Below are 16,852 nucleotides of genomic sequence, written 5' to 3'. Positions count from 1 at the left end.
CGGCCCGCGCGGTCAGCCTGCGAGCGCGGCGACCCCGGCGAGCAGCCGGTCGACGTCCTCGTCGCTGGTGTAGGGAGCCAGGCCCGCACGCACCGCACCGTCGTCGCCCAGGCCCAGCCAGCGCGAGGCCTCGATCGCGTAGAAGTGGCTGGCCGGCGCGTTGACGCCGAGCGCGGCGAGGTGGGCCTGGACCTCGTGGCCCGGGTGCCCGGCGACCGAGAAGAACACCGTCGGGGTGCGTTGCGCCGGGTCGCCGTGCAGGGTGACCGCCTCGATCCCACGCAGCCCGGTCAGGAGCCGGTCGAGCAGTCGGGCCTCGTGCTCCTCCACCGCCCGCATCGACGCGAGCAGGCGGGCCCGCCGGTCGTCCCGGGGCGCGTCCCCGGGGGCGAGCCCGGCGAGGTGGTCGATCGCCGCGGTGGTGCCGGCGAGCAGCTCGTAGGGCAGCGTGCCGAGCTCGAAGCGCTCGGGCACCGCGTCGGAGGACGGCACCAGCTTGTCGGGGTGGAGCCCGTCCCACAGCTGCGGCGCGGCGACCACCAGGCCGTGGTGCGGCCCGAACAGCTTGTACGGCGAGCAGGCGTAGAAGTCGGCGCCCAGCGCCGCGACGTCCACCGGCGCGTGCGGCGTGAGGTGCACCCCGTCGACGTAGAGCAGGGCGCCCGCGGCGTGCACCGCCGCCGCGATCGCGGGCACGTCGGGACGGGTGCCGAGCACGTTGGACGCGCCGGTGACCGCCACCAGCCGGGTGCGCTCGGACAGCGCCGCGCGGACGTCGTCGACGCCGAGCTCGCCGGTCGAGGGGTCGAACCCGACCCAGCGCACCGTGGCTCCCACCCGCTCGGCGGCCTGCACCCAGGGCCGGATGTTGGAGTCGTGGTCGAGGCGAGTGACCACGACCTCGTCGCCCGGACCCCACTGCTTCGCGAGCGCGCGCGACACGTCGTACGTCGCCTGGGTCGCCGAGCGGGCGAAGACCACCCCGGCCGGGTCGCAGCCGAGCAGGTCGGCCACCGCCGCGCGCGCCCCGAGGGTCACCGCGTCCGCCCGCCGCTGGGCGGCCGTGACCGTGCCCCGGTTGGAGAGCCCGGCGGTCATCGTGGCGGCGACCGCCTCGGCCACCTGCCGCGGTACCTGCGTCCCGCCGGGGCCGTCGAAGAAGGCGACGCCCTGCTGGAGGGCGGGGAAGTCCGCGCGGACGCGGTCGACGTCGAGGCTCATGGCGGACATCCTCGCGCCTCGCCCCCTCCGTCTCACTCCTGCCCCGCCCGGGCCTCGGCGACCGGGTCGACGCCCCACTCGCGCCACGCGGGTCCGGCGACCTGGACCCGCACGAGGACGGTGCGCCCCTGCACCGCGCAGCCCACCAGCCGCGCCCCGTTGGCGGCGGCCACCGCCGATCCGGCCGTGCACGGGTCCCGCCCGTCGACCAGCGCGCCGGCTGCACCCAGCGCCGCGAGATCGGCGGCCGACTGGGCCTGCCGGTGGGCCACGACCACGCCCGCCACGAGCGCGAGCGCCACGCCGAGGAGCAGGAGCAGCCCGGTCAGCGCGACCGCGAGGACGGTGGCCCCTCCTCGCTCCCCGCGGCTCATGGCGGCGCCCCCTCGTCGACGGCGACCGCCTCGGCGTGCACCCGGATGCCGGGCAGTGCCCCGAACAGGCCGCCCGGGCCGTGCACGGTGCCCCGCACCACCGCGCGCACCTCGCCGCCGCCCCGGGCCAAGGTCACCTCGCTCCCCTCGAACGCCACCTCCCGTCCGCGGGCGAGCGCCTCGGCGTCGCTGTCCCCGCGGGCCGCCATCCGCGCGGTCTCGCGCGCCGCGTCCACCGCCCGCACCTGGGCCACCCCGGCCGAGAGCAGCCAGACCAGGCCGATAGTGACGGCCACCAGGATCGGCAGCACCAGCGCCAGCTCCGCGGTGGCCGCGCCGCGGTCGCCACGCCCGGGACGGCGCGGCCACCGGGAGCCGGCCGTCCTCATCCGATGCCCAGCAGCCCGAGCACGTGATCGAACAGGGTCTTCAGCAGCCGGTCGCCGAAGCCACCGGTGAGCAGCTTGTAGAGCAGGCCGGCCAGGCCGGCGCCGGCGGCCGTGCCGACGGCGTACTCGGCGGTGGTGATGCCCCGCTCGTCGCTCGGGGGTGCGGGGTGGTTGCGCAGGTGTCGCATGGGCTCCTCCTTCGGCGGCCACGGGCGTGGCCTCGTGACCCGAGCCTGCGGACGCGAGAGGCCCGACGGAGGGGACCGGGTGGGCCGCTGTGGAGTCCGGTGCGGGCGGGCCGACGGTGGACGACTGGTGGCCCGGCGCGCCGGGCGCGGGCCTCACAGGCCCAGGGTGCCGAGCAGCCCGGCGACGAGCGGCACGATGCCGACCAGCACGAAGGCCGGCAGCAGGCACAGCCCGAGCGGCAGCGCGGCGCGCACCCCGACCGCGCGGGCGCGGTCCTCCACGGCGGCCCGGGCGGAGGCCGCGAGCTCGTCGGCGAGCCGCTCGACCGAGCGCACGACCGGCGCCCCGGTCGACTGGGCCCGCGCCATCGCGCGACCCAGCGGGGCGAGCTCGGGGTCCTCGGCCAGCGACTGCCACACCGCGACCGGTTCGACGCCGAGGGCCAGCCGGGCGGAGACCGGGGCGAGCCGGTCGGCGGCCGCGCCGGGCAGCGCCGCGCAGACCGCCGCGACGGCGGCGTCCGGGGGCGTGCCCGAGCGCAGCGCCGCCCCGAGCAGGCTGACGACGTGCGGCAGGTCCGCGAGCACCGCCTCCCGTGCGCGGCGCCGCGCCGGCGGCTCCGCGCGGGCGATCCCCACCCAGGTCGCCGCGGCACCGGCGGCGCCGGCCACCGGCCCGGCGGAACCCCCGACGAAGACCGCCGCGGCGGCGCCGACCAGCAGGCACCACAGCGGGCGCCAGCGCAGCATCCAGCCGTCGGGCGGCGCCCCTGAGGACCCAGCGGTGACCGGATCCGCGGCCGGGGCGCCCGCGGCCGGGACGGGCAGCCGGACGCCACGCGAGGGCAGCGCCAGGGCGACGGCGCCGGCGGCGGCCAGGGCGGCGAGGAGGACGGCGGCGCCCATGGTCAGCGGGCCCGGTCCACGTCGCGCGCGATCGCCTCGATCCACCACAGGCCGAGGAAGCCGAACCCGAGGCCTCCCGCGAGGCACGCGATGCCGACGGGGTGCGCGAGCAGGAAGCCGACCGGGTCGCCGCCGGCACCCGAGCCCATCGCCAGCGCCAGCACCGGCAGCCCCGCGACCAGGCGGGCGGTGGCCCGCGCCGAGGCCAGCTCGCCGTCGACGACCCGGCGGGTGCCCTGGGCGGCGCGCAGCCCTGCGGCGACCCGGTCGACGGCGTCGGCGAGGCCCTGTCCGGTCCGCTGGGAGACCTGCCAGGCCGCGGCGACCAGGCGCAGCTCACCCGCCCCGGGGGCGCCGGCGGCGACCCGCAGCGCCCGCGGCACGTCGGCGCCCACCCGGAACGCCTCGGCGACCGGGGCCAGCACCGGCCACGACTCCCCCGCCCGCTCCAGGGCGCGCCCGGGCGGCTGCCCGACGCTGAGCTCGGCGGCCAGCTGCTCGCACGACTCCAGCACCCGGCGTGCGGTGCCGGCCGCCGCCAGCCGTTCCCGGCGGCGGCGCCACAGCGCCACGCCACCGCCCGCGCAGCACAGCGCGACCGCGCCGAGCGCCACCCACCGCGCGGACGCGTCGATCACCACGACGGCGGCCACGAAGGCGCCGACCGGCCCGAGCACCCGCAGTCCCCGCCGCCGTGCCGGCGCGCGTGCGCCGGGCCCCGGGCCGAGCAGCAGCGCCGCCGCCAGGGCCGCGCAGCCGCTCGCCACCAGCGCCGCCGCGCTCACGGCGCCCGCTCCAGCAGCACGCCGAGCCGGTCGGCCCCGGGCCCGGTGCGCGACCGGCCGTCGGGGTCGAAACGCACCGCGGTCTCCATCACCACCAGCCCGTCCCGCTCGCGCCGCGGGACCGCCGCCTCCCGCAGCCGGCGTACGCCGTCGCGCCCGCGCACCAGGTGGAGCACCAGGTCGATCCCGGAGGCGAGCTGGCCGTGGGCGGCGGCCCGGTCCAGCCCAGCCGCGAGGGCGAGCGCCTCCACGCGCGCCGGGACGTCGGCGGCGGAGTTGGCGTGCAGGGTGCCGCAGCCGCCCTCGTGGCCGGTGTTGAGCGCGGCGAGCAGGTCGACCACCTCGCCACCGCGCACCTCCCCGACCACCAACCGGTCCGGGCGCATCCGCAGCGCCTGGCGCACCAGCGTGCGCACCTCGATCGCGCCGGCGCCCTCGACGTTGGCCGGCCGGCCCTCGAGCCCGACCACGTGCGGGTGCGCGGGGCGCAGCTCGGAGGAGTCCTCCACCAGCACCAGCCGCTCGTCCGCGGGCACCGCGGAGAGCAGGGCCGCGAGCAGCGTGGTCTTGCCGGTGCCGGTGCCGCCGCTCACCAGGAACGCCAGGCGCGCCGCCACCACGGCCATCAGCAGCCGCCCGCCCTCCGGGCTCAGCGCGCCGCGCGCGACCAGCTCGTCGAGCGAGAAGTGCTCGCGCCGGGGCACCCGCAGCGAGATGACGGTGCCCGGGCGCGAGACGGGGGCCAGCACCGCGTGGAAGCGGGTGCCGTCGGCCAGCCGCACGTCGGCGTACGGCGTGGCGTCGTCGAGGCGGCGACCCGCGGCCGCGGCGAGGCGCTGGGCCAGGCGGCGCACCGCGGCATCGTCGGGGAAGGTGACGGCGGTGCGCTCGAGGCCGTCGCCGCGGTCCAGGTGGACCTCCTCGGGGCCGTTGACCAGCACGTCGGTGACGCCGGGCAGGCGCAGCAGCGGCTCGAGCGGCCCGGCGCCGACGACGTCGCGGCGCAGCGACTCATAGACCGCGAGGACCGTCGCGTCCCCCACCGGGCGCCCGGTCTCGCGCAGCGCCTCGGCCACCCGGTGCGGCGTGAGCTCCCCGGGCCGCGCGGCGAGCCGGTCACGCACCCGGTCGACGTCGGCGTCGCTTCCTCCCGGCCCGGCCGGCAGCGCGCTCACGCGGCCGCCGTGGTGAGCGAGAGCCGGGCCAGCACGTCGGCGGCGGCGCGGCCCAGCGGGCCGCGCCGCGAGCGCACCGGCCCCAGGCCGAGGTCGATGGCCTCGGCGAGGCCGCGCTGCTCCGCCATCGTGGTGAGCACCGGGACCCCCGTCACCCGGGTCACCTGGTGCGGGTCCATGCCGCCGCCGCGCACCACCAGGCGCAGCGCGGAGCGCTCCGGGAACCGCCCGCACAGCCGCGCAGCGGAGGCCAGCCCGACCACGGTCGGCGTGACCACGACGAGCACCAGGTCGCAGCGGGCGCAGACCTCCTCGACCAGCGCGTCGAGCGTCCGCGGCAGATCGACGACGACCGTGGCGTGGCCGCGCTGGGCGGCGGAGACCGCCTCACGTACGGCGAAGGCGGGCAGCGGGCCCTGCGTCCCGGCGTGCCAGGTGAGCACGCCCAGCCCCTCGCGCCGGGGCAGCGCCTCGCGCAGCGACCGGGCGCTGAGCCGCCCGGTGGTCTGGCACAGGGCGTCCCAGCGGATGCCGTCGCGGTCCTCCAGGCCGAGCACCCGGTCCGCTCCGGGACCGAGCGGGTCGGCGTCGACGACCACCACCGGGCCGCGCCGGGCGGCGACCTGGGCCAGGGCGCACGCGAACGTCGTCGCCCCCGCACCCCCGGAGCCGCCGATCACCCCGACCATCGTGCCGCGCGGCCGGCCGGTCTCCCCGAGGTCGGTCAGCGCCTCGGTGACCCAGGTGTCGGACCGCGGCAGCTCGGCGACGTTCTCCGCGCCCACGGCCAGCGCGGTGCGGAACAGCTCGTCGGGCGGTCGCCCCCAGGTCACGACGTGGACGCCGCCGCGCCGCGCCGGCCCGAGGCGGGCCAGCTCCTCGGCGAGGTCGGCGCCCAGGAGCACCAGCGGGGCGGTGGACCAGCGACGCAGCGCGGACGCCGCGTCGCCGGCGTGGTCGGGGCTGATCCCGGCCGCGGCCGCGAGCCGGAACAGCTCCTCGCGCAGCTGCGGGTCGGCGGTGACGAAGAGGGGGACGCTCATGGCTGCGAGGCTCCCCCGGCCGGTCCCCGCGCCCGGCCGGGCGGACGCCGGGCTGTGGACGGGCGGCCCCCGGATCCCGCCTGTGCGCACGACTCGGCCCGTCTCCTCGGCGCAGTCCCTACGATGGGGACATGGCGACCAGCCGGGCCGCGGCCTTCTTCGACCTCGACAAGACGATCATCGCCAAGTCGAGCACGCTCGCGTTCAGCAAGCCGTTCCAGGCGGGTGGGCTGATCTCCCGCGGCGCGGTGCTGCGCTCGGCGTACGCCCAGTTCGTCTACCTCGTGGGCGGCGCCGACCACGACCAGATGGAGAAGATGCGGCAGTTCCTCTCCCAGCTGAGCGCCGGGTGGGACGTCGCGACGGTCAAGGAGATCGTCGCCGAGACGCTGCACACGATCGTGGACCCGCTGGTCTACGACGAGGCGGTCTCGCTGATCGAGGAGCACCACGCCGCCGGGCGCGACGTGGTCATCGTCTCCGCCTCCGGCGCTGAGGTGGTCGAGCCGATCGGCCAGCTGCTGGGCGCCGACACCGTCGTCGCGACCCGCCTGGAGGTCGAGGACGGCAAGTACACCGGCGAGATCGCCTTCTACGCCTACGCCGAGGAGAAGGCGCGGGCGATCCGCGACCTGGCCGCGGAGCACGGCTACGACCTGGCCGAGTGCTTCGCCTACAGCGACTCGGTGACCGACGTCCCGATGCTGGAGGCGGTCGGGCACGCGTACGCCGTGAACCCCGACCGCGAGCTGCGCCGGATCGCCACCGAGCGCGGCTGGCCGGTCCTCACCTTCAACCGGCCGGTGACCCTGCGCAGCCGGGTGCTGCCCCCGGTCAAGCCGGCCCTCGCCGCGCTCGCGGTCAGCGGCGTGGTCGCGGTCGGCGGCGCCCTGTGGGCCAACGCCCGCCGGCGCCGCATCGGCGCCTGACCCGCCGCCGCTCCCTCTCCCGGCGCCGGCCCGACGCCCCGGCCCGACGCCCCCGGCGCCGCCGGCGGTCCCGACACGCCCTGACCAGTCCTCGATACGTACACAGTATCTGTATCAGATTGGTTATATTCATGGCTTGTGACTGCTTTGACTCTCGGACCCGCCCCCGGCGTCGCCGCCACGGGGCCCGGCCAGCCCACGGGGGGCCCGCCGACCGCGAACCGCCGCCGGATCGAGGGCGTCGGCCGCGCCGCCCTGCGCTGGGTCAGCCCGGTGCTGCTGGTGGCGCTGTGGCAGGTGGCCTCCTCCACCGGCCTGTTGGACCCCGACGTGCTGCCCTCCCCGCGGGAGCTGGCCTCCACCACCGCTGAGCTCTACCGCGACGGCGCGCTGATGGAGGCGCTCGGGGTCTCCACGCGCCGGGCCGCGCTCGGCTTCCTGCTCGGGGCGATCGCCGCCGTCGTCCTCGGCCTCGCCGTGGGCCTCTCGCGCCTCGGGGACGCGCTGATCGACCCGCTGATGCAGATGGTGCGGATGCTGCCGCTCTTCGGCCTGATCCCGCTGTTCATCGTCTGGTTCGGGATCAAGGAGGAGCCGAAGATCTACCTCGTCGCCCTCGGCGTGGTGGTCCCGCTCTACCTCAACCTGGTCGCCGCGCTGCGCAACGTGGACCCGGACCTCAAGGAGGCGGCGATCTCGCTGCGCCTGACCCGCTGGGAGCAGGCCCGCCACCTGGTCCTGCCCGCGGTGCTGCCCGGTGCGCTCGTCGGCCTGCGCCAGTCCCTCGGCGTCGCCTGGCTCGCGCTGATCGTCGCCGAGCAGATCAACGCCGGCGCCGGCCTGGGCTACCTGATCAACAACGCCCGCGACTTCCTGCGCACCGACGTGATCGTCGTGGGCCTGCTCTGCTACGCCGTCCTGGGCCTGCTGACCGACCTGGTCGTCAGGGTCCTCGAACGCCGCGCGCTGCGCTGGCGCGACGAAGGGGTCCGCGCATGACCGCCACCAGTCTCACCTCCACCACCACCGGGCCCGCTGCGGCCTCCGCCGGCGCCGACCCGGTCGTCCGGGTCCGCGGCGTACGCCGGTCCTTCGGCGACACCGAGGTCCTCTCCGGCATCGACCTCGACATCGCCCCGGGCGAGTTCGTGGCCCTGCTGGGCCACTCCGGCTCCGGCAAGTCCACGCTGCTGCGGATCCTCGCCGGCCTCGACGACGGGGCCACCGGGGACATCCGCACCGGCTCCGCACCCGCGGTCGTCTTCCAGGACCCGCGCCTGTTCCCGTGGCGCCGGGCGCTGGAGAACGTCGTCCTGGGCCACCGCGGCAAGGACCCCGAGGCCCACGGCCGCGAGATGCTCGCCGAGGTCGGCCTCGCCGGCCGCGAGAACGCCTGGCCCCGCGAGCTCTCCGGTGGCCAGCGCCAGCGCGTCGCCCTGGCCCGCGCGCTGGTCCGCGAGCCCGACCTGCTGCTGCTCGACGAGCCGTTCAGCGCGCTCGACGCGCTGACCCGGATCTCGGCCCAGCAGCTCGTCCAGGCGCTGTGCCAGCGCCACCAGCCGGCCGTCCTGCTGGTCACCCACGACGTCGAGGAGGCGCTGCTGCTCGCCGACCGGGTGCTCGTCCTGGAGCACGGCGACGTGGTCCACGACGCCCGCCTCGACCTGCCGATGCCGCGCCGCCGCGACCACCCCGAGATCGTCGCGCGCCGCGTCGAGCTCCTCTCGCTGCTCGGCGTACGCGACGAGTCCGTCCCGGGCTGACTCCCGCCCGGCAGCACCAGACCGCACCACCGTCGTACGACGACGCCCACCCCACAGGAGAAGACCCATGTCCCGATTCACCCGAGCCCGCCGCACCGCGGTCCTCGCCGCCGCCCTCGGCCTGAGCCTCTCCACGCTCGCCGCATGCGGCGGGGACGCCGAGAGCAGCAGCGGCGACGGCCCGGTGCTGCGGGTCGGCGTGCAGAAGGACGGAATCCGCGCCGTCCTGGAGACGTCCGGTCTGCTCGACGACCTCGACTACGAGATCGAGTGGGCGGAGTTCACCTCCGGCCCGCCGCTCGTCGAGGCCGCGTCCGCCGACCAGATCGACGTCGCCTGGGTCGGCAGCGCCCCGCCGATCATCGGCGCCGCCTCCGGCGCCAACTTCAAGGTGGTCGCGGCCGTGCAGGAGCGCGACTTCCAGGAGAACTCGATCCTGGTGCCCCAGGGCTCCGACATCACCGAGGTCGAGGACCTCGAGGGCAAGCGGGTCGCGGTCGGCCGGGGCACGTCGGCGCACGGCCTGCTGGCCAACGCGCTCGACCGCGTCGGCCTGACCTTCGAGGACATCGACGCCAACTACCTCGCCCCCGCCGACGGCTTCGCCGCCTTCACCTCCGGCGCGGTCGACGCCTGGGTGGTCTGGGACCCGTTCGTGACCCAGGCGATCCAGGAGGAGGACGCGGTCGCGATCACCGGCGGGCGCCCCGACGAGTTCGGCACCCAGTTCGAGATCGCCTCGACCAAGGCGCTCGAGGACCCCGAGACCCGGGAGCTGGTGGCCGACTTCGTGAACCGCCTCGGTCAGGGCTTCGAGTGGGCGGTGGAGAACTCCGACGCGTGGGGCGAGGCGTGGGCCGCCGAGTCCGGCCTGCCGGCCAGCACCACGACGGTGGCCGCCGCGCAGAAGGCCTCCGACCTGATCCCCGTCAGCGACGCGATCATCGCCCGCTCCCAGGCCCTCGCCGACCTGTTCCTCGAGCTCGGCGAGCTGCCCGAGGAGATCGACTTCGCCTCGATCGTGGAGCCCGGTCTGGTCGAGTGACGTCGCCGGCCCGCCGGGTGCACACCCACCGGCGGGCCGCGAAGTCAACCCTTGAACCCGCGCGCGAAGCGGCGTAGACAGGGATTCACAAGTTCACACACGTACACGTGACCCGCGGAACCCACGCGGCGACCTACCCTTCCTCATGGGCGCTGACCGATCCGGGACCCGGACGCAGCAGTTGGAGCGCGCACGCCTGTTAACCGGCGGACTCACGTGTCAGCGGTGGCGCTCGGATCCTTCACGGACCGGGCGCCACCAGCATGTCCGGGCCTACTCCGCGGCGCGGCGCAGCGGGCTGGCCTCGGCCCCCGCGGCGTACGCCTCCGCGGCGTACAGCACCCAGGAGTGCACGCCGGCCCGGCCGCCGTCGACGTAGCCGCGCAGGTTGGACTCGTACGCCGCGCGCAGGGCCAGGTGGCCGGCCTCCGGCACGACCAGCGACTTCTCGTCGACGCCGCGCGCGACGAGGACCAGCCGCTCCGCGGCGCGGGCCACGATGCCGTTGTGGGACGGGAACGGTGCCGCGGTCGCCAGCTCGGCGTGCACCACGGCGGCGACGAGCAGCGCGGGCGCCTCGGTGCGGGCGGTGAGCAGGTCCGCGATCCGGCGCAGCCGCTGGGCCGACTCCGGGTCGCGCGGGCGGCCGAGGCGGTCGTCGGCCAGGGAGGCGCCGGCGGCCACGGCGTGCACGCGCGCGAGCGCCTGGAGCGGGGCCTGGCGCAGCGTCGGCACGACCGAGAGCAGCATCGCCGAGACCCGCACCGCGTCCGCGGCGATCGCGTCGCCCTCACCGGCCCGGACCTCGGCCAGGGTCGAGGTGGAGCCCTCGAGCACGCCGCTGGCGTGCGCGCCGCGCAGCAGCGACTCGGCCGTCGTCTCCGGGGAGGTGCGCCGCAGGCCGCGGTCGCGCAGCATCACGTCGATGCCGTCGCGGGCGGCGGCGTACGCGCTCGGGACGCCCTCGAGCGCGGCCAGCGCCTCCAGTGCGGCGGCGGGCGGGTCTGCGCGGCGATCGGGACTCACGCCGCCACACGCTACTGGTGGCCCGTCGCGGGGTTAGGGTCGAGGGGATGAGTGACCGACCAGCCCGCTCGTTCGGCTCCGTGGCCGACTCCTACGACCGCGGCCGCCCGTCCTACCCGCCGGCCGCCGTGACGTGGTTGACCGGCGAGCGTCCCGCCACCGTCCTCGAGCTCGGCGCGGGCACCGGCCAGCTGACCGCCCGCCTCGTCGAGCTCGGCCACGACGTGCTCGCCACCGACCCGGACGAGGAGATGCTGGCCCGGCTGGCCGCCCGGCTCCCCGACGTACGCACCGCGGTGGCCGCGGCCGAGGACCTCCCGGTCGCCGACCGCTCCGTCGACGTCGTGGTCTGCGCGCAGGCCTTCCACTGGTTCGACCCCGACAAGGCGCTGCCCGAGATCGCGCGGGTGCTGCGTCCCGGCGGACGGCTGGCGCTGGTGTGGAACCGGACCGACCGCAGCATCCCCTGGGTGCGACGCCTGACCCGCCTGATCGGCGAGCAGGAGCACCGCGAGGACCTGGTCGACCCGCTCGTCTTGTCGCCGTACTTCGGGTTCGTCGAGGACGCGACGTTCAAGCACTGGCAGCGCCTCGACCGGGTGAGCGTCGTGGACATGGCGCGCTCGCGCTCGAACATCTCCACGCTGCCCGAGGAGGAGCGCGAGGCCAAGCTCGCCGAGGTGCTCGCCTTCTACGACGAGTACGGCCGCGGGATGGACGGCATGCAGCTGCCGTACACCGCGCGCTGCTACCGCGCCACCGTCACCGAGGGCCCCGGGCGCACGCCGGCCGTCGGCTTCGGCTCGGACCCGGCCCCGCCGCCCGAGGACCCCGACACCCCCCGCTCCCCCCGCCCGCCACTCCGCTCCCCCTCCGGCCCCCTCGACGGCACCGACACCGACCTCCTCCTCATCGACTTCCGCTGACCCACCCCTTGCGCCGACTCGCGGACGTGGTGAGGCATGAGGGGAGCCCGGTGTGGTCAGGATGGGGCCATGAGGGCCCCGACGAGTCGCCCGTGGCGGCGCCAGCACCTGGGCACGGAGGCGGACCGCGCGACGTTCCGCACCCTGCACCAGGCCTCGCTGGCCAGCCCGGCGCTGCGCGCGGGTCTGACCGCGGACAGCGCCCAGCGCTCGATCCGGCACCTGCGCTCCCTGCTCGGCACCCCCGCGCTCGCGATCACCGACCCGGTGGCGGTGCTCGCCTGGGACGGCGCCGGGCAGCACCATGCCGACCGGGTGCCCTCGCTGGTCGCGGCCACCATCGAGGCCGGCGGCACCCGCAGCTTCGACCGCGTCGACCTGCCGTGCACCGAGGCCGGCTGCGCCGTGCGGACGGCGATCGCCAGCCCGCTGCTCGTCGACGAGCGCATCGTGGGGGCGCTGGTGGCCTTTGCGCCGTACCCCACCGCGGGGCTGGCCCGGGCGACCGACGAGGTCGCCGCCTGGGTCTCCGGCCAGCTCGAGCTGGCCGAGCTCGACGCCTCGCGCACCCGCCTGATGGAGGCCGAGGTGCGCGCGCTGCGGGCCCAGATCAGCCCGCACTTCATCTACAACTCCCTCGGCGCGATCGCCAGCTTCGTGCGCACCGACCCCGACCGAGCCCGCGAGCTGCTGCTGGAGTTCGCGGACTTCACCCGCTACTCCTTCCGCCGCCACGGCGAGTACACGACGCTGGCCGAGGAGCTGCGCAGCATCGAGCGCTACCTGCTGCTCGAGCAGGCCCGCTTCGGCGACCGGCTCGAGGTCACCTTGAGCATCGCGCCGGAGGTGCTGCCCGTCGCGGTGCCGTTCCTCTGCATCCAGCCGCTCGTCGAGAACGCCGTGCGTCACGGCCTCGAGGGCTCCGACGGCGGCGGCCGGATCCAGATCACCGCCAGCGACCGCGGCCAGGAGTGCGTCATCGAGGTCGAGGACGACGGCATCGGCGAGGACCCCGACCGGGTACGCCGCGCGCTCGCCGGCGACGGCGACGGCGACGCCGTCGGGCTCGGCAACGTCGATGCCCGGCTGCGCAACGCCTACGGCGACGAGCACGGCCTGGTCGTCGAGACCGCGCCCGGCGCCGGCACCCGCGTGATCGTGCGGGTGCCGAAGTTCGCGCCGGGGGTGCAGGCGTGAGCGGCCTGCGCGTCCTCGTCGTCGACGACGAGCGGCCCGCGCTCGACGAGCTGTCCTGGCTGCTGGCCCGCGACCCGCGGGTGGCCACGGTGCTGACCTGCGACTCCGCCACCGCGACGCTGCGCACCCTGCGCGAGACCGAGGTCGACGCGGTCTTCCTCGACATCCAGATGCCCGGGCTGAGCGGGTTGGAGCTGGCCCAGGTGCTCGCCCGCTTCCGCACCCCGCCGCCGATCGTCTTCGTCACCGCCCACGAGGCGTACGCGGTGGACGCCTTCGAGCTGCACGCGGTCGACTACGTCCTCAAGCCGGTGCGCGCCGAACGCCTCGCCGAGGCCGTACGACGCGTCGCGGACGTCAGCGACGGTGCCGGGGACCGCCCGCCGGCCGGCGACCTCCAGGTGCCCGTCGAGCTCGGCGGCGTCACCCGGTTCGTGCGCCGCGCCGACATCACCCACGTGGAGGCGCAGGGCGACTACGCCCGGCTGCACACGCCCGGGGCCTCGCACCTGGTGCGGATCCCGCTCTCGCAGCTGGAGGAGGAGTGGGGCCCGGCCGGGTTCGTGCGCATCCACCGCTCGCTGCTGGTCTCGCTGGCCCACGTCTCCGAGGTCCGCACCGAGGCCGGACGCTGCACGGTCGTCGTCGGGGGCCCCGGCGGTCCCGCGCTCGGGGTCAGCCGCCGCCACACCCGCGCGCTGCGCGACCTGTTGCTGCGGCGGGCCGCGGAGCCCCGGGCGTGAGCGACACCTCGCGCCCGCCGCGCGTGCGGGTGACCGGCCCGCCCCGGCGGCGTACGGCGTCCACCTCGCGGACCGGCGCGATCGACGCCGGCACCCGGCTCGGCGGGATCTACCTCGGCTCGCTGCTGCGCGAGCAGCTCTGGCTGGCGCTTCGGGTGCTGACGGTGCTGGTGCTGGGCGTCGGCCTGCTGCCGCTGGCCTTCCACCTGGTGCCCTCGCTCGCGGAGGTCGACGTCGCCGGGATGCCGCTGCCGTGGCTGCTGCTCGGGGTGCTCGTCTACCCGTTCCTGGTGGTGCTCGGCTGGTGGTACGTGCGCCGGGCCGAGCGCAACGAGCGCGCCTTCGCCGAGCTGATGAGCGAGGCCGAGGAGTGAGCACCCTCGACGCGGTGCCGGGCATCGTCGCGATCGCGGCGGTGACCGTGGCGACGCTCGCGATCGGCACCTGGGGGCTGCGGATCTCGCGCACCACCAGCGACTTCATGGTCGCCTCGCGCAGCGTCAACCCGCGGCTCAACGCCTCCGCGATCAGCGGGGAGTACCTCTCGGCCGCGTCCTTCCTCGGCGTCGCCGGCCTGGTGCTCGCCTTCGGCGCCGACATGCTCTGGTACCCGATCGGCTGGACCGCCGGCTACCTCGTGCTGCTGGTGCTCGTCGCCGCCCCGCTGCGCCGCAGCGGGGCCTACACGCTGCCGGACTTCGCCGAGGCCCGGCTGGCCTCGCGCGCCGTCCGCGCCGCCTGCTCGGTGCTGGTCGTGGCGATCGGCTGGCTCTACCTGCTGCCGCAGTTCCAGGGCGCCGGCATCACGCTGCGCTCCGCGGTGGGCGCGCCGAGCTGGGTCGGGCCGGTGCTGGTGGGCGTGATCGTGCTGGCCAACGTCACCTCCGGCGGGATGCGCAGCATCACCTTCGTGCAGGCCTTCCAGTACTGGCTCAAGCTCACCGCCCTGCTGGTCCCGCTGGCCGTGCTTCTGGTGGTGTGGCTGGGCGACGGCACCCCGGGGTCCGGAGCAGCGGGCGCCGGCGGGGACGCCGCGTGGTCGATGCCGCTCGCGGGCGACGGCGGCGGGCCCGGGCTGTACACGACGTACTCGCTGATCCTGGCGACGTTCCTCGGCACCATGGGCCTGCCGCACGTGGTGGTGCGCTTCTACACCAACCCCGACGGCCGGGCGGCTCGGCGCACCACGCTCGTCGTGCTGGTGATGCTCGGGGTGTTCTACCTGCTCCCACCGGCGTACGGCGCGCTCGGGCGGGTCTACGCGCCGCAGCACGCCGGGTCCGGCTCCGACGTGATCGTGCTGGAGCTGCCGCGGCTGATGGTCTCCGGGCTGGGCGGGGAGGTGCTGACCGGACTGGTGACCGCGGGCGCCTTCGCCGCGTTCCTGTCCACCGCCTCGGGGCTGGCGATCGCGGTCGCGGGCGTGCTGAGCCAGGACGTCACCAGCCGCGGGCCGCGGGGGCGTCGCATCGGCGGGGTGGCCGCGTTCCGCCTCGGCGCCGTGCTGGCGGTGTCGGTGCCGGTGCTGACCGCGCTGGCAGCGCCGCACGTCGGGGTGGCGCGGGTGGTCGGGCTGGCCTTCGCCGTCGCAGCCTCGACCTTCGGCCCGCTGCTCCTGCTCGGCATCTGGTGGTGGCGCCTCACCGACGTCGGCGCGATCGCCGGGCTGGTGCTGGGCGGGCTCGGCTCCGGGATCGCGGTGGCGCACACGCTGGCCGGCGAGCCGGTCGACGGATGGGGCGGGGTGCTGCTCGCCCAGCCGGCCGCCTGGTCGGTGCCGCTGGCCGCCACGGCGATGGTGGTCGGCAGCCTGCTCACCCCGGGCCGGGTCCCGGGTCACACCCGGCGGCTGATGGTGCGGCTGCACACCCCGGAGGCGCTCGGGCTCGACCGGGCCTGACCCCACCTAGGATCGTGCCCGATGACCGAGATCCCGGCGTACCCCGCCCCGCTGGTCGCGGCGCTGCGCGAGCGGCTGCCCGACGTGGCGGTGCTCGCCGTCCGCACGATCATCGCCGAGGTCCCGAGCTATGCGAACGCCCTCAGCGGACCGATGGGCGCCAAGATCCGCCGCTCGGTGCAGCTGGCGCTGGCCGGGTTCGTGGACCTCCTCGACGAGGAGGTCGAGAACGCCGCGGAGCCCACGGCGCTGGCCAAGGACTACTCCTACCAGCTCGGCCGCGGCGAGGCGCGCAGCGGACGCACGGTCGACGCGCTGCTGGCGGCGTTCCGCATCGGCGCCCGGGTCTGCTGGGAGCACATCTCCGCGACCGCCGTGCGCCTCGACGCCCCGGCCGACCTGGTCGCGGGGCTGGCCGGGGTGGTGTTCGCCTACATCGACGAGCTCTCCGCGGCGAGCGTGGCCGGGCACACCGACGAGCTCACCAGCTCGCGGCTGCTGCGCCAACGGCTGCGCGACCGGATGATCCACCTGCTGCTGAGCGACAGCTCGGTGGAGGCGGTCCGCGAGGCCGCCGCCACCGCCCTGTGGGAGCCCGCGACGACGCTGACCGCGGTGCTGGTGCCGGAGGCGGAGGTACGCCGCGCGCTCACCGCGCTGCCGCCGGGCACGCTGGAGTACTCCGAGGACGTCCCGGGCCTCCCCGGGCGCACCCTGGTGCTGGTCCCCGACGTCCACGGCCACGCCCGCACCTCGCTCGGTCCGGCGCTGCGCGCCACCGGGTCGGTGGCCGGGCCCGCGCAGCCGTGGACCGCCGTGCGCGTGTCGCTGGACCGGGCCCGCCGCGCCCTCGACAGCGGGCTGCTCCCCGACGGCGGCGACACCGAGGACCACCTGCCCGAGCTGGTGCTGACCGCCGACCCCGACGCCCTCGCCGAGCTGCGCGCCCGCGCGCTGGCCCCGCTCGCCGACCTGCGCCCGGCCACCGCCGCCCGGCTCACCGAGACGCTGCGCTCGTGGCTGCTGCACCAGGGCCGCCGCGACGCCGTCGCCGAGGAGCTGTTCGTGCACCCGCAGACGGTCCGCTACCGCGTCGGGCAGCTGCGCGAGCTCTTCGGCGACCGCCTCACCGACCCGCGCGCCGTGCTCGAGCTCGTGGTCGCCCTCGGCGTACCGCCGGAGGCGGAGCGGGGCTCCTGAGTCGCCCCGACGAGATAGTCCGACACACAGGTGTCGTGATTC

The 16,852-nt window shown here is 76.5% G+C and carries 19 protein-coding genes; 10 read left to right on the top strand and 9 right to left on the bottom strand.

The genetic code is table 11. The features are described from left to right. Positions 1-12: 12 nt before the first annotated feature. The 8 genes from HOQ23_RS16015 to ssd form a co-directional block, all read right to left on the bottom strand. Entirely contained in the window at positions 13-1,221 is a 1,209-nt protein-coding gene (locus HOQ23_RS16015; RefSeq protein ID WP_172215583.1) for a cysteine desulfurase-like protein, read from the bottom strand. Positions 1,222-1,253: 32 nt separating this feature from the next. Then, positions 1,254-1,595 carry an Rv3654c family TadE-like protein gene (locus tag HOQ23_RS16010; protein ID WP_172215582.1) on the bottom strand — a complete coding sequence of 114 codons (342 nt, stop codon included), beginning with the start codon at positions 1,593-1,595 and terminating at the stop codon, positions 1,254-1,256. Beyond that, complete coding sequence (locus tag HOQ23_RS16005; RefSeq protein ID WP_172215580.1) at positions 1,592-1,984, bottom strand: TadE family protein; 393 nt, start codon at positions 1,982-1,984, stop codon at positions 1,592-1,594. Before HOQ23_RS16005 ends, HOQ23_RS16010 begins: the two co-directional genes overlap by 4 nt. Beyond that, entirely contained in the window at positions 1,981-2,172 is a 192-nt protein-coding gene (locus tag HOQ23_RS16000) for a DUF4244 domain-containing protein (protein ID WP_172215578.1), read from the bottom strand. The genes HOQ23_RS16005 and HOQ23_RS16000 overlap by 4 nt, the downstream gene beginning before the upstream one ends. 153 nt (positions 2,173-2,325) lie before the next feature. After that, a complete protein-coding gene (locus HOQ23_RS15995) occupies positions 2,326-3,078 on the bottom strand; it encodes a type II secretion system F family protein (RefSeq protein ID WP_172215576.1) in 753 nt (250 codons plus the stop codon). Positions 3,079-3,080: 2 nt separating this feature from the next. Continuing rightward, entirely contained in the window at positions 3,081-3,863 is a 783-nt protein-coding gene (locus tag HOQ23_RS15990; protein ID WP_172215574.1) for a type II secretion system F family protein, read from the bottom strand. Next, a complete protein-coding gene (locus HOQ23_RS15985; protein WP_367650533.1) occupies positions 3,860-5,038 on the bottom strand; it encodes a TadA family conjugal transfer-associated ATPase in 1,179 nt (392 codons plus the stop codon). The genes HOQ23_RS15990 and HOQ23_RS15985 overlap by 4 nt, the downstream gene beginning before the upstream one ends. Then, positions 5,035-6,081: a septum site-determining protein Ssd gene (ssd, locus tag HOQ23_RS15980; protein WP_172215573.1), complete on the bottom strand. Its 1,047-nt coding sequence runs from the start codon at positions 6,079-6,081 to the stop codon at positions 5,035-5,037. The genes HOQ23_RS15985 and ssd overlap by 4 nt, the downstream gene beginning before the upstream one ends. Before the next feature lie 131 nt (positions 6,082-6,212). On the opposite strand from ssd, the gene HOQ23_RS15975 reads away from it, so the two are divergent. The 4 genes from HOQ23_RS15975 (at position 6,213) to HOQ23_RS15960 (ending at position 9,818) form a co-directional block, all read left to right on the top strand. Beyond that, entirely contained in the window at positions 6,213-7,010 is a 798-nt protein-coding gene (locus HOQ23_RS15975; RefSeq protein WP_172215572.1) for an HAD family phosphatase, read from the top strand. A 138-nt stretch (positions 7,011-7,148) separates the two neighbouring features. Continuing rightward, positions 7,149-8,009: an ABC transporter permease gene (locus HOQ23_RS15970; protein ID WP_367650532.1), complete on the top strand. Its 861-nt coding sequence runs from the start codon at positions 7,149-7,151 to the stop codon at positions 8,007-8,009. Continuing rightward, a complete protein-coding gene (locus HOQ23_RS15965) occupies positions 8,006-8,773 on the top strand; it encodes an ABC transporter ATP-binding protein (RefSeq protein WP_172215571.1) in 768 nt (255 codons plus the stop codon). The genes HOQ23_RS15970 and HOQ23_RS15965 overlap by 4 nt, the downstream gene beginning before the upstream one ends. Positions 8,774-8,840: 67 nt before the next feature. Continuing rightward, positions 8,841-9,818 (top strand): ABC transporter substrate-binding protein, encoded by a 978-nt coding sequence (locus tag HOQ23_RS15960; RefSeq protein ID WP_172215570.1) that lies wholly within the window; start codon positions 8,841-8,843, stop codon positions 9,816-9,818. Positions 9,819-10,091: 273 nt separating this feature from the next. Here HOQ23_RS15960 and HOQ23_RS15955 read toward each other — a convergent pair whose 3' ends face one another. Further along, the gene (locus HOQ23_RS15955) at positions 10,092-10,844 is read right to left on the bottom strand and encodes an oxidoreductase (protein ID WP_367650531.1); all 753 of its coding nucleotides are present in this window, start codon (positions 10,842-10,844) and stop codon (positions 10,092-10,094) included. Positions 10,845-10,891: 47 nt separating this feature from the next. Here HOQ23_RS15955 and HOQ23_RS15950 point away from each other — a divergent pair, with 47 nt between their 5' ends. The 6 genes from HOQ23_RS15950 to HOQ23_RS15925 all read left to right on the top strand — a co-directional run bounded on the left by HOQ23_RS15950 (position 10,892) and on the right by HOQ23_RS15925 (position 16,810). After that, positions 10,892-11,770, top strand: a complete 879-nt coding sequence (locus HOQ23_RS15950; protein ID WP_172215569.1) for a class I SAM-dependent methyltransferase — start codon at positions 10,892-10,894, stop codon at positions 11,768-11,770. A 69-nt stretch (positions 11,771-11,839) separates the two neighbouring features. Next, positions 11,840-12,967, top strand: coding sequence for a sensor histidine kinase (locus tag HOQ23_RS15945; RefSeq protein WP_172215568.1), 1,128 nt, complete (start codon positions 11,840-11,842; stop codon positions 12,965-12,967). Then, positions 12,964-13,710 (top strand): LytTR family DNA-binding domain-containing protein, encoded by a 747-nt coding sequence (locus HOQ23_RS15940; protein WP_172215567.1) that lies wholly within the window; start codon positions 12,964-12,966, stop codon positions 13,708-13,710. Before HOQ23_RS15945 ends, HOQ23_RS15940 begins: the two co-directional genes overlap by 4 nt. Further along, positions 13,707-14,084, top strand: a complete 378-nt coding sequence (locus HOQ23_RS15935) for a hypothetical protein (RefSeq protein ID WP_172215566.1) — start codon at positions 13,707-13,709, stop codon at positions 14,082-14,084. Before HOQ23_RS15940 ends, HOQ23_RS15935 begins: the two co-directional genes overlap by 4 nt. Continuing rightward, on the top strand, positions 14,081-15,610 hold the full coding sequence (locus HOQ23_RS15930; protein ID WP_172215565.1) for a cation acetate symporter: 1,530 nt from the start codon (positions 14,081-14,083) through the stop codon (positions 15,608-15,610). Before HOQ23_RS15935 ends, HOQ23_RS15930 begins: the two co-directional genes overlap by 4 nt. Before the next feature lie 21 nt (positions 15,611-15,631). Beyond that, entirely contained in the window at positions 15,632-16,810 is a 1,179-nt protein-coding gene (locus HOQ23_RS15925) for a CdaR family transcriptional regulator (protein ID WP_172215564.1), read from the top strand. Positions 16,811-16,852: the final 42 nt, after the last annotated feature.

The sequence above is a fragment of the Nocardioides sp. zg-DK7169 genome (assembly GCF_013155365.1).
Lineage (GTDB): Bacteria > Actinomycetota > Actinomycetes > Propionibacteriales > Nocardioidaceae > Nocardioides.
Note: the sequence above shows the minus strand (reverse complement) of the source record. Positions and strands in the feature narration are given on the sequence as shown.